Source organism: Morganella morganii (assembly GCF_041099235.1).
Classification (GTDB): Bacteria; Pseudomonadota; Gammaproteobacteria; order Enterobacterales; family Enterobacteriaceae; genus Morganella; species Morganella morganii_E.
Genome location: NZ_JBFZSO010000003.1, coordinates 209,059 through 221,635, shown reverse-complemented (window position 1 = coordinate 221,635; position 12,577 = coordinate 209,059). Strand labels below are relative to the sequence as shown.

The window sequence follows — 12,577 nt, the reverse complement described above, 5'->3', positions numbered from 1 at the left end:
TCCGGATGGCGGGTTTCCCGTCATCCGGACATTATTTTGTTTTCTCTTTCAGACGATGATGCAGCGCTTTAAACGGAATAGCCAGGCCGAGCGTCAGGAAAATAAGAAATACAAACCCTATATTGACATAATCTTCTTTACTGTTTTCAATCACCGGCTCCGGATCAACTGCCGCCGGTTCCCCTTCCTCATTAATCCCGAAATCTCCGTGATGATAATCCGCCAGAATCTCCTGTGCTCTGATTAACTTATCCTGATTAACCAGCAGCTTCACACCGCCGACAGCCTGAGCATACATCTGGTTATTCCAGACAATATTTTCATCCAGCAACATCACCTCAATCCCTTCGGATTCCAGCAATCCGGCTTCAATCCTGGCATCCAGCGGCGACAGATACTGAGCCAGTAATGCATAGCGGCTGCGTGTCGGGTGTATGTTCCACATAATACCTCCTTCGGTTAGCTGTTTTTATCCCTGCATTCCGGATGATGTTGTGGTTATGGATCTCAAAATTGGTAATACATACTGTAATAAATTGATTTAACAAAGATATCATTAATGCTGAACCTGATTATACAACAAGGAAACTTGTGATAGAATAGGTAAACGGCATTGCCTTAGATATAAGGTATTGATTTTAAATAAAACGGATACTACTTCTGCCAATATGAAAATTTTACATCTGATTAATTTACAAGGATTCGGCGGTGCAGAGCGCCTTTTTATTGAGTATTTAAAAAATAGTTCCTTTACTAACGAAGTGCTTTGCAGCAGTAATCAGATAAATGAAAATATTATTTCAGAATTGAAATCCTATAAAATCATTTATGCAAACCGTATTGGCAATACATCCGTTAAGTATCCTGCATTTTTGAGAAAACATATATTAAGCAGAAAAATTAACCGAAGAAATTCGGATATAACGTTAGTCTGGGATTTTGTCCCGAAGCTAAATAAAAAACCTGAAAATGGTGTTTTTCTGTATTATGACCACGGATGTTCATGGCGTTATCCGGACAATAAAAAAACATTTACCTTTTTGAATATGCTGGATGGTGCTATTTCAGTTTCTGTGGCATCAAAACGGATTATGCAATTACGATTCAATCCTGATTTTAAGATCAGTACTGTTATTAATCGGTTACCTATGAAAACTGCTGTCAGTTCTCATACTCCTCCGATAAAAAAGGTTATTCTGGGAACCGCCTCCCGTCTCGTTGGCCTGAAAGGCATCGGTGTTTCTATTCTTTGTCTGAAAGAATTAATAGAATCGGGGAAAGATGCAGAACTGATTATCGCTGGTGACGGAGAGCAAAAATGTCAGCTGGAAGAATTAGCTGCTAAATTAAATATTTCTGATAAAGTCAAATTTACCGGTTATCAGCATAATATGGAAAATTTCTATAACAGTATAGATATCTACCTGAGCACACCAGTGACAGAACCATTCGGCTTATCCTGTATTGAAGCTTTATCACAAGGTATACCTGTAATTTTCCCGTTAATAGACGGACAACCGGAAGCTGTTAAAGATAAATACTGCGGTATCGGGATAAAACCGTCATTATCTGTTGAAAAATATCAGGAACTGACCGGTTTGCCTGTTGATTTCCCCTATGATGTTTATGACCCGGTAAATGATTGTCTGTCAGAGACAGCATTAATTTCACCTTCAGATATACTTCCTGCTATTGCCGGTATCATTTCTGATTATGACTCCTACAGCGGGAATGCAAAAAAATGGTCATTGCAGACTACAGACTATAGTGCTTTCATCTGTGAATTTGAATCTGTCTTAAAAAAAATGAAATGTCATTAATAAGCAGTATATTCTGTAAGAAGAGAACAGAAATGTATAATGTGAGTTTATTTTACAACAAATCAAACCATATAAATCAATATATTTATGGGTTTTTATTACTCCAAAAACAAAAAATAATAAAAATTAATTCAATTAATAATTCATGCCCCGACATTACAACTCAGCATATACTCAGAGCAGAAATTAACGGAAAAAAATTCATCTATGATGCCAATGATGGTGATCATATTGACAGAGGATTTTTTTCATTATCTGACTATAACTGGTGTGACATATACTATAAACGTAGTTTTTCTCGTCAGCTATCCGAGAATTTTCCTAAATGTCAGCCTTTGGGATTTAATTATGACATCAAGCCGGTATTCAATCGATGGGAAGCTATATCGGTAGCCTGCCGGCGAATTTTAGGGAAAGACATCATTAAACATACTGATCTGGAAGTTGATCCAATTGTTACTGATAATCCTAAATTATTATTTTTAACCCGTTTATGGGATCCAGATACAGTAAGAAAAAATCATAATGGGGATACCATCATTACTGATGAGTATCATAAATTAAATGATTTCCGTTTGATGGTTTTGGATACTATAAAAGAAAGATTCTCATCTGCAGCCATGTTTGGTCTGAGTGATAATGAATACACCAGAAAAGTTGCTCCTGATTATATTTTACCATCGGAACTTACATCCCGTCGAAAATTTATCAAATCACTGAAAGAATATGAGATTTGTATTGCAACCACCGGCCTTCACGACTCAACCGGCTGGCGTTTCGGTGAATATATTGCATCTTCCCGTGCGATTATTTCTGACCCGTTAAGGTATATACCAACAGGAAATTATTCCCATTACCTTCCTTTTGAAAATAAAAAAGAGTTAGTTCTGTCAATAGAAAAATTGATGGGTAACAGTTCGTTACGGTTAGATTTAATGCAGAGAAACAAAAAATATTATTCAGAATTCCTTTCCCCTGACAGATTAATATTCAATACGATATTAAATATGAATTATTGATATCATAATGCGCTAAGTTTCAAACCAGAAAATCAAACTTAGCGCGTCTGCACAACCTTAAGTAAAACATTTAGTTAAAAATTCATCCATATTTTTAAGAATAATCTCTACCCCTGAATGTCAGAATCCGAAATTTTATTTAGCAACGGTTTAACCGCATTACACAATACTCTCCCTGTTTTTCGTAAACATCCTAAATTATCACTGTGACTCTTGTGTTACAGTCACCACACGGTAAATATACAGGGAACCGTATTTCCATGAAGAATTGGATATTTTTGGCCTGGATGCTGAGTTTTCCGTTTACATCCTATGCTTATACAAACACAGAACTTGCCCCGAAAGATCAGGCTATGTCGTATGTCATTAAATACTCCGGCAGCAAAACGGATGAGGGGAAGGAAAAAGCGCTGGATCAGTTTGATACCCTGATCCGCCAGTACCCTGATGATATTGCGCTGCGCGAGCTCTACAGCGATTTACTGATCGTGGACAACCGCTATGAGAAAGCGATCACGCAACTGAAAATAGTTTATCAGAATACCGGTGTTCCGTCGCTGAAACTGATGGAGTGCATGTTAACCGAGCGCATTAAATTGCCTCATAATATGTGCTACCGGGATGTTATTTCTGTATTTGAACAAAGTAATGTCCGGGATTTTAATTATCTTCTGGCGCTGTATCTGGGTGAATCCCCTGACTTTGAGAGACACAAAGCCCGCTGGCTGGAAACACACACATTATCGGAAGAACAGAAAAAGGTTATTGCTTTACAGCCGCGTATGCTGGTCAATGCCTATTATCCTTAATATGGTCCGGTGCAGATTATATCTGCGTAATAATACGCAATAAATAGTGACCATTCTGCCCCGGGAAATAAAAACAGGAGTGTTATCATGCCGTTTTTACACAAAAGAATGCACCTGACAGCAGGTGATACGGTGGTAGTGGATTGCGGTCGTCCGTGTAATGTTTTAATGATGACCAAAATGAATTTTAATCAGTACCGCAAAGGCATGCCGTTCCGGACACATGGCGGCAGTGGTTTCTTCCATGAACTTCCGGCCAGAATGGTGGTACCGTTTGATGCGGACTGGAATATTACCCTGGATATCGAGGAAGGAGCACTGACGGTTGAGCATTCCATTACCGTCGAGCCGCACGCTGATAAAGCGATTGCCAAAAAATAGCCCGCCGGTTCCGTCACCGGAATAATACCTGTCCGGAGAATTCCCCGCAGATAATATACACTGCGGGGATCGTTTTATATTGCCAGTAATTTATCCAGCCCTGCCGTTTTCACGGAGCCGTGTGAGATGAAACAGAGCTGATACCAGAGAGAGCCACTTTCTGACTGCAGTTTTTCCGTATAAAACGCATTGGCTGATAATGCACGGATAAGCAGCCCGGTCCGGTAAAGCATAACTGCAATAATAATAGCGGATAATCCCGCAAACAGGGTGGTCAGGCTGAAGGCATCCGCATTTGTCCGGATATACTGAACCAGTAACAGCACAATAAAACCCAGCTGGGTAATACCTTTCAGTAACAGCAACCGGAAGAAAAAATCCTTCATATTTTGTTCAAGTGCAAAGCACGGATTTTTTAAAATCGCCCGCTCTTCTTTCACCGGTATGCTGTAAACATACACTATCCAGTGACTGATATCATGGCTGCGGGAAACCAACCCCTTCTCTTTCAATGCATGTAACCGGAGAGAAACCACCAGCTGCCAGACAATTCCGTGAAATAACAAATAAAGCAGAAACGCATTCATGCCCGAAAAACCGGTAAGCACCGCGAGCAATATAAAAAAAGCAACTCTTCCTGAATAGATCCAAAAAGGAACAACCTGGTAATTCATCGTCGTTCCCTGTGTTTTTTTGTCCATAAATACCATTCCGCAATAAAAAAACGCCCCTGTGATATATCGTCAGTATAACCGGAAAATCCCCAAAATATACTATTCTGACCCGTTACCGCCGGTTTGGGTTTTCTTATTAATGTTACTGCAAAAAATGCCCTTTTCTGATGTTTCATAAACCGGCGTGACATTATTTTCACCCACAAAAAAACTAATGTGAAACAATAGCTTCAAGGCTATATTTAACACCAACCCCATGAATTTAACGGAAAATTTCTCGTTACTCATTCTGAGAAATGTGTCACACTATTCGCTTACAGCACCATTTTTGAATGAATAAAAATAATGGTTATTTTTTAGCTTAACGGATTTGTTTATGGACGAAAAAACGCCTGCCACGCCGCCCCGCGGCGAACTCAAACGTAGTTTAACCAACCGGCATATTCAGCTGATTTCCATCAGCGGGGCAATCGGCACCGGATTATTTATGGGCTCCGGTAAAACGATTTCACTGGCAGGCCCTTCGGTATTATTTGTCTATATGATCATCGGGTTTGTCTTATTCTTTGTCATGCGGGCAATGGGTGAGATCCTGCTGTCAAACCTGAATTATAAATCGTTCAGTGATTTTGCCGGTGACCTGATTGGCCCGTGGGCCGGTTTTTTTGTCGGCTGGACGTACTGGTTCTGCTGGGTAATAACCGGCATTGCCGATGTGGTGGCCATTACCGGCTATATCATGCACTGGGCACCGGATTTTCCGCGCTGGGTCAGCTCATTGCTCTGTATTCTGCTGTTACTGTCCCTGAACCTGGCAACGGTTAAATTATTCGGCGAAATGGAATTCTGGTTTTCCATGATAAAAATTGTCGCGATTGTGGCACTGATTATCATCGGCGGCATTCTTATCGGTACACATTTTGTTTCACCGGAAGGGCATGAAGCGGCGTTATCCAATATCTGGTCCGACGGAGGTATGTTCCCGAAAGGGATAATAGGGTTCTTTGCCGGATTCCAGATAGCGATCTTTGCCTTTGTCGGTATCGAGCTGGTGGGTACCGCAGCAGCAGAAACCCGTGACCCGGTGAAATCCCTGCCGCGGGCCATTAATGCCATTCCGTTCCGGATTATTGCGTTTTATGTGCTGGCGCTGATTATTATTATGTCCGTTACACCGTGGCGCTCCATTCCGGCAGATAAAAGCCCGTTCGTGGAACTGTTTGTTATGATCGGGGTTCCGGCGGCGGCGAGTCTGGTGAACTTTGTGGTTCTGACAGCCGCAGCGTCCTCTGCAAACAGCGGCGTGTTTTCCACCAGCCGGATGCTGTTCGGATTAGCCAAACAAGGCAGCGCACCAAAACAATTCTGCCGTCTGTCAAGACAGGCAGTACCGGCCACCGGGCTGATTTTTACCTGCATCTGTTTATCCGTCGGGGTGATTCTGCTCTATTTTATCCCTGATGTGATGCATGTGTTTACCCTGGTCACCACGGTATCGGCGATCCTGTTTATGTTTATCTGGAGCATGATCCTGTACAGCTACATTATGTTCCGCCGCCGTCGTCCTGAACTGCATGCCGCATCCGTTTATAAAGTGCCGTTCGGCAGTTGGATTCCGTGGGTTTGTCTCGCCTTCTTTGTTTTTGTGATTGTTTTGCTGACGCTGGAAACGGATACCCGTCAGGCACTGATTGCCACACCGTTATGGTTTATCCTGCTGGCAGTCGGTTACCGGAATGTCAGAAAACACCGCCTTGCACAGGCACAAAAGTAACGGACAAAAAAATCCCGGCAGCGCCGGGATTTTTGTTTTTATACTCTGTTACTCAGTCCGTCCGAGGTAACGGTCTTCCGCCTCAGCGAAACGTCCCTGAACTGATTTGTCCGGCTCACGGCCTGCCAGACTAACCACCACAATCGCAATACCAGCCAGAATAAAGCCCGGAATAATTTCATATAAATTAAACCACTTATATTCTATCCAGATAAGAACCGTTACCGCACCGGTAAACATCCCGGCCAGAGCGCCGTTACGGGTCATCCGCTTCCAGATAACAGAGAACAGGATAACCGGCCCGAATGCCGCACCGAACCCGGCCCATGCGTTACTGACCAGTCCCAGCACTTTGTTGTTTTTATCCATTGCGATGTAAATCGCAATCGCCGCAATCACCAGCACCATGATGCGCCCGACCAGCACCATCTCTTTTTGTGAGGCATTTTTGCGGAAAAACGGCTTGTAGATATCTTCCGTCAGCGCACTGGCACTGACCAGCAACTGACAGCTCAGGGTACTCATGACCGCCGCCAGAATCGCAGACAGCAGAATACCGGCAATCCACGGATTAAATAAGATGGCTGTCAGGCTCATGAAAATACGCTCACGGTTTTCAGTGACCGCCCCTGCCAGTTCCGGGTTTTGCTGGAAGAAGGCAATACCGAAGAAACCGACACAGATGGTTCCCGCAAGGCAGAGGATCATCCAGGTCATACTGATACGGCGTGCGCTGCGGATGGTGTGATGAGAATCCGCCGCCATAAAGCGCGCCAGGATATGCGGCTGCCCGAAATAGCCCAGTCCCCAGCCCAGCAGAGAGATAATAGCGACAATATCCAGCCCGCGGAACATATCCACATACGCCGGGCTTTTTGCTTCGATAATTGCCAGCGCAGTATCAAACCCGCCGACAGACACAATCACCATAACCGGTGTCAGGATCAGGGCGAAAATCATCAGTGTCGCCTGCACGGTATCGGTCCAGCTTACCGCCAGAAACCCGCCGAGGAAGGTATACGCGATAGTAGCCCCTGCCCCGAGCCACATAGCTTTTTCATAACTGATACCGAAGGTGCTTTCAAACAGCAGACCACCGGCCACGATGCCGGAAGCACAGTAAATGGTGAAGAAAATCAGGATCACGGCTGCAGAGACAATCCGCAGGATACGGCTTTTATCCTCAAAACGCTGCGTGAAATAATCCGGCAGCGTCAGCGCATTGTTGACTTCCGTCTGAAGACGCAGACGACCGGCAACAATCCGCCAGTTAAGCCAGGCGCCGATACACAGACCGATGGCAATCCAGGATTCGGAAATACCGGAGAAGAAAACCACACCCGGTAATCCCATCAGCAGCCAGCCGCTCATGTCAGATGCACCGGCGGATAATGCAGTCACAAAACTGCCCATCCGGCGGCCGCCGAGAATATAGTCGTCGAAGTTATTAGTGGAGCGGTAGGCCATATAGCCGATGAACAGCATCCCGGTGATGTAGACAATAAATGTCACAATCAGCGGTGTGGTCAGCGTCATTGTCATAATTAAGTTCCTGTACTGAATTTATAGTCCGTCACGTATCAGCATTGCGTGTACCAATCGCTGTACAGGATGCGCGTCACACCGGTGTTACTGTGTTGCACATCGCCTCAGTCATCCCTGGTCTGCACAGACAATGCCCCGTTAATTATCATTATTTGTTAAATCTGTGATGAGTTGTGTTCAGCCCGATAGTAACGACAACAACAATAAAACAACAATTAATTAACGATATTAAAGTGAAGATTTGTGATTTTTATCACGGGATATGTCATCAGAAAGTGATGCGGTTAATCACCTGATTTAATCATTATACGCCTTAAAACTGACAATATACTATTGTTATATAATGATTTTATTTTAACCAATACGGTTTATTTATTAATCGTTTTCTCAGATCAGTATAAAACAGCGACATTATTCACACTTTGTACATCTCTTTATTTAACAATGTTGCACAAAGTTGCAACCTCATGGATATTAATGTGCAACGCATGACCTGTTGCCGTTTATGAGGAGTGAACATGGTGAGTACCACAATGGGCGTCAGACTGGATGATGAAACCCGTGAGCGGATCAAAGCCGCTGCGCAAAAAATCGATCGCACACCACACTGGCTGATCAGACAGGCTATTTTTGATTATCTGGCTCAGCTTGATTCTCTGCCGGACGGCACACTGCCTGCTGCCGGAGCCCCTTCCGCACAGGAAGATGAAACCTTACCGGCTGAGCCGCCGGTCAGCTGCCAGCCGTTTCTGGAATTTGCCGGTGATATCCTGCCGCAATCCGTTACCCGCGCGGCTATCACATCCGCGTACCGCATTCCGGAGCCGGAAGCGGTCGCTATGCTGCTGCCGCAGGCGCAACTCTCCCCGGATGCCGCACAGGCCACCCATAAACTGGCTTACGGTCTGGCAGAAAAGCTGCGTAATCAGAAAAACAGCAGCGGACGCGCCGGACTGGTACAGGGACTGCTTCAGGAGTTTTCCCTCTCCTCCCAGGAGGGGATCGCGCTGATGTGCCTGGCGGAAGCACTGCTGCGTATTCCGGATAAAGCCACCCGTGATGTGCTGATCCGCGATAAAATCAGCCACGGTGACTGGAATTCCCATCTCGGTCAGAGCAAATCCATGTTTGTCAATGCGGCCACATGGGGACTGCTGTTTACCGGCAAGCTGGTCGCCACACATAATGAAGCGGGACTGAGCCGCTCGCTGAACCGTATCCTCGGCAAAAGCGGTGAGCCGCTGGTACGCAAAGGTGTGGATATGGCGATGCGCCTGATGGGCGAACAGTTTGTTACCGGTGAAACCATCGCCCGTGCACTGGCAAACGCCCGCAAAAATGAAGCCAAAGGCTTCCGCTATTCTTACGATATGCTGGGCGAGGCCGCACTGACAGCCGCAGATGCACAGGCGTATCTGGTCTCTTATCAGCAGGCAATCCACGCTATCGGCAAAGCCTCCGCCGGACGCGGTATTTATGAAGGGCCGGGTATCTCCATCAAACTCTCTGCCCTGCACCCGCGCTACAGCCGCGCGCAGTATGACCGCGTGATGTCCGAACTTTATCCTATCCTGCGCGACCTGGTGGTGATGGCGCGTCAGTACGATATCGGTATCAACATTGATGCGGAAGAAGCTGACCGCCTGGAAATCTCCCTCGATTTACTGGAAAAACTCTGCTTTGATCCGCAGCTGGCGGGCTGGAACGGCATCGGTTTTGTTATCCAGGCCTATCAGAAACGCTGTCCGGTGGTGGTGGATTACCTGATTGATCTGGCATCGCGCAGTCAGCGCCGTCTGATGATCCGTCTGGTGAAAGGCGCTTACTGGGACAGCGAAGTCAAACGCGCCCAGGTGGACGGGCTGGAGGGCTATCCGGTGTATACCCGTAAGGTTTACACGGATATCTCTTACCTCGCCTGTGCCCGTAAACTGCTGTCAGTGCCGAATCTGATTTATCCGCAGTTCGCCACCCACAACGCCCACACCTTATCCGCGATTTATCAGCTGGCGGGCAATAACTATTATCCCGGTCAGTATGAGTTCCAGTGCCTGCACGGCATGGGTGAACCACTCTATGAGCAGGTGGTCGGCAAAGTGGCGGACGGTAAACTGAACCGGCCGTGCCGCGTGTATGCACCGGTCGGCACCCATGAAACTCTGCTGGCTTATCTGGTCCGCCGCCTGCTGGAAAACGGCGCAAATACCTCCTTTGTAAACCGGATTGCCGACGGCACGATTCCGCTGGAGATGCTGGTGGAAGACCCGGTTGCGGTGGTTCAGGCAATGGCCGCCAAAGAAGGTGCTGTCGGCCTGCCGCATCCGAAAATCCCGCTGCCGCGCAATCTGTACGGCAATACCCGGGTCAATGCCGCCGGTCTGGATCTGAGTAACGAACACCGTCTGGCCTCACTGTCGAGTGCCCTGCTCAGTCACGCCGGGGATAATCTGCTCAGTGAGCCGCTCACCGGCGGCACATTTACACCGTCAGCACCGGCAGAGCTGCAGCCGGTCAGAAACCCGGCGAATCATCATGATATTGTCGGTCACGTTCGTCCGGCCACTGAAGATGAAGTGGATCATGCCCTTGCCACCGCATCCGGTGCAGCGGAGATCTGGTTCGCCACACCGGCACAGGAACGGGCGGACATCCTTATCCGTGCCGCACAGCTGATGGAAGATCAGTTGCAGCCGCTGCTCGGGATCCTGGTGCGGGAAGCCGGTAAGACCTTTGCCAACGCGATTGCCGAAGTCCGTGAAGCCGTCGATTTTCTCAATTATTATGCCTCTCAGGTCAAAACTCACTTTGCCGGTGATACACACCGCCCGCTGGGACCGGTAGTCTGTATCAGCCCGTGGAACTTCCCGCTGGCGATTTTCACCGGTCAGGTTGCCGCCGCTCTCGCCGCCGGAAACCCGGTGCTGGCGAAACCGGCAGAGCAGACTCCGCTGGTGGCAGCCGTTGCCGTTTCACTGCTCCATGACGCCGGTGTCCCGTGTGAGGTTCTGCAACTGCTGCCGGGTGACGGTGAAACAGTCGGTAACCAGCTGGTGTGTGACCCTCGTGTTCAGGGTGTGATGTTTACCGGCTCCACAGCGGTCGCGAAGATTTTACAGCGCAATCTGGCTGCCCGTCTCAGTACCGAAGGCCGCGTGATCCCGCTGATCGCCGAAACCGGCGGCCTGAATGCGATGGTCGTGGATTCCTCCGCCCTGACAGAACAGGTCGTCACCGATGTGGTCAGTTCCGCCTTTGACAGTGCGGGACAACGCTGTTCAGCGCTGCGCCTGCTCTGCATCCAGGAAGATGTGGCCGATCGCACCATTGAAATGCTGAAAGGCGCGATGGCGGAATGCCGTCTCGGCAACCCGGACATACTGGCAACCGATATCGGTCCCGTGATTGATGAAGAAGCCCATAACGGCATCCGCCAGCATATTCAGCAGATGCGCGGTAAAGGCAGACCGGTGTATCAGTCCGCTTTCGGGATGGAAACCGGCTCACCGGCGATTCTTAATGGTACCTTTATCCCGCCGACACTGATTGAGCTGGATGATGTCTCTGAACTGACGCGGGAAATTTTCGGCCCTGTCCTGCATGTAGTCCGCTATCCGCGCGATACCCTGCCGGCACTGGCAGAGAAAATTAATGCCGCCGGTTACGGGCTGACATTCGGTATCCACACCCGTATCGATGAAACCATTGCACAGCTGACACAACAGATTGAAGCCGGAAATATTTATGTTAACCGCAATATTGTCGGTGCAGTGGTCGGGGTTCAGCCGTTCGGCGGCGAAGGGCTTTCCGGCACCGGTCCGAAAGCCGGCGGACCGCTCTATCTCCACCGTCTGCTGGCGGAACAGCCTGATGATTCGGTGGTCAGTCTTCTGGCAGAACAGGATGATCTCAATCCGCCGGATGTCACTCTGCGCGCACAGTTACTGGCACCGTTTGATACTTTCCTCGCCTGGCTGGAAGCGCAGCGCCGCCACGATGTGCTGACAGCGGTTACCCGTTACGGTGAGTTATCCCAGGCCGGTACCTGCCGTCTGCTGCCGGGGCCGACCGGGGAGCGCAACAGTTATTATCTGCTGCCGCGCGGAACCATTCTCGGCCTGAATGATTCAGAACAGGATGCTCTGCTGCAACTGGGCGCCACGCTGGCAGCAGGCTGCCGTCAGCTCTGGCCTGCGGCGGAACATACCCGTTCACTGTATAACGCTCTGCCGGACAGCGTCCGTGCGCAAATCACGCTGACAGAAGAGTGGTCAGCGGATGGTGTGGCCTTTAACGGTGTGATTTTCCACGGTGACAGTGATCGCCTGCAGGCGGTAAACCGGGATGTGGCTGCTCGCAGTGGTGAGATTGTGCCGGTTGCCGGGCTCAGTCACGGTGATACACAGATCCCGCTGATGCTGTTACTGCATGAGCGTGCGGTCAGTGTGAATACCGCTGCAGCGGGCGGAAACGCCAGTCTGATGACTATCGGCTGATAATCACAGGGTCTTAAAACGGAAAAAGGGAACGAAAGTTCCCTTTGTTTTATCAGTAAATG

General features: G+C 48.0%; 9 protein-coding genes. 6 read left to right on the top strand and 3 right to left on the bottom strand.

Going from position 1 to position 12,577, the window contains the following annotated elements; genetic code table 11:
* Positions 1-31: 31 nt before the first annotated feature.
* Positions 32-445 (bottom strand): putative signal transducing protein, encoded by a 414-nt coding sequence (locus AB7038_RS07100; RefSeq protein WP_368888527.1) that lies wholly within the window; start codon positions 443-445, stop codon positions 32-34.
* A gap of 187 nt (positions 446-632) precedes the next feature.
* Between AB7038_RS07100 and AB7038_RS07095 the strand changes: the two genes are divergently transcribed.
* From AB7038_RS07095 to AB7038_RS07080, 4 genes are all read left to right on the top strand, one after another.
* Positions 633-1,820, top strand: coding sequence for a glycosyltransferase (locus tag AB7038_RS07095; RefSeq protein WP_369453013.1), 1,188 nt, complete (start codon positions 633-635; stop codon positions 1,818-1,820).
* Between the two features lie 41 nt (positions 1,821-1,861).
* Positions 1,862-2,839, top strand: coding sequence for a hypothetical protein (locus AB7038_RS07090; protein ID WP_368888529.1), 978 nt, complete (start codon positions 1,862-1,864; stop codon positions 2,837-2,839).
* A 353-nt stretch (positions 2,840-3,192) separates the two neighbouring features.
* On the top strand, positions 3,193-3,648 hold the full coding sequence (locus AB7038_RS07085) for a hypothetical protein (RefSeq protein WP_139294267.1): 456 nt from the start codon (positions 3,193-3,195) through the stop codon (positions 3,646-3,648).
* Positions 3,649-3,735: 87 nt separating this feature from the next.
* Positions 3,736-4,029, top strand: a complete 294-nt coding sequence (locus AB7038_RS07080; protein ID WP_368888531.1) for a DUF1883 domain-containing protein — start codon at positions 3,736-3,738, stop codon at positions 4,027-4,029.
* A gap of 74 nt (positions 4,030-4,103) precedes the next feature.
* Here AB7038_RS07080 and AB7038_RS07075 read toward each other — a convergent pair whose 3' ends face one another.
* The gene (locus tag AB7038_RS07075) at positions 4,104-4,730 is read right to left on the bottom strand and encodes a hypothetical protein (RefSeq protein ID WP_369453012.1); all 627 of its coding nucleotides are present in this window, start codon (positions 4,728-4,730) and stop codon (positions 4,104-4,106) included.
* Between the two features lie 349 nt (positions 4,731-5,079).
* Between AB7038_RS07075 and cycA the strand changes: the two genes are divergently transcribed.
* The gene (gene cycA / locus AB7038_RS07070) at positions 5,080-6,477 is read left to right on the top strand and encodes a D-serine/D-alanine/glycine transporter (RefSeq protein WP_368898405.1); all 1,398 of its coding nucleotides are present in this window, start codon (positions 5,080-5,082) and stop codon (positions 6,475-6,477) included.
* Between the two features lie 48 nt (positions 6,478-6,525).
* Here cycA and putP read toward each other — a convergent pair whose 3' ends face one another.
* Positions 6,526-8,013, bottom strand: a complete 1,488-nt coding sequence (gene putP, locus AB7038_RS07065; RefSeq protein WP_368888824.1) for a sodium/proline symporter PutP — start codon at positions 8,011-8,013, stop codon at positions 6,526-6,528.
* Positions 8,014-8,540: 527 nt separating this feature from the next.
* Here putP and putA point away from each other — a divergent pair.
* The gene (gene putA / locus AB7038_RS07060) at positions 8,541-12,515 is read left to right on the top strand and encodes a trifunctional transcriptional regulator/proline dehydrogenase/L-glutamate gamma-semialdehyde dehydrogenase (protein ID WP_369453011.1); all 3,975 of its coding nucleotides are present in this window, start codon (positions 8,541-8,543) and stop codon (positions 12,513-12,515) included.
* The last annotated feature ends 62 nt before the right edge of the window (positions 12,516-12,577 follow it).

Bases quoted from the DNA above. Each gene is read 5' to 3' on its own strand.
- AB7038_RS07100 (WP_368888527.1), bottom strand. From the start codon at position 445: ATGTGGAACATACACCCGACACGCAGCCGCTATGCATTACTGGCTCAG.
- AB7038_RS07085 (WP_139294267.1), top strand. From the start codon at position 3,193: ATGTCGTATGTCATTAAATACTCCGGCAGCAAAACGGATGAGGGGAAG.
- AB7038_RS07080 (WP_368888531.1), top strand. From the start codon at position 3,736: ATGCCGTTTTTACACAAAAGAATGCACCTGACAGCAGGTGATACGGTG.
- AB7038_RS07075 (WP_369453012.1), bottom strand. From the start codon at position 4,730: ATGGACAAAAAAACACAGGGAACGACGATGAATTACCAGGTTGTTCCT.
- cycA (WP_368898405.1), top strand. From the start codon at position 5,080: ATGGACGAAAAAACGCCTGCCACGCCGCCCCGCGGCGAACTCAAACGT.
- putP (WP_368888824.1), bottom strand. From the start codon at position 8,013: ATGACGCTGACCACACCGCTGATTGTGACATTTATTGTCTACATCACC.
- putA (WP_369453011.1), top strand. From the start codon at position 8,541: ATGGTGAGTACCACAATGGGCGTCAGACTGGATGATGAAACCCGTGAG.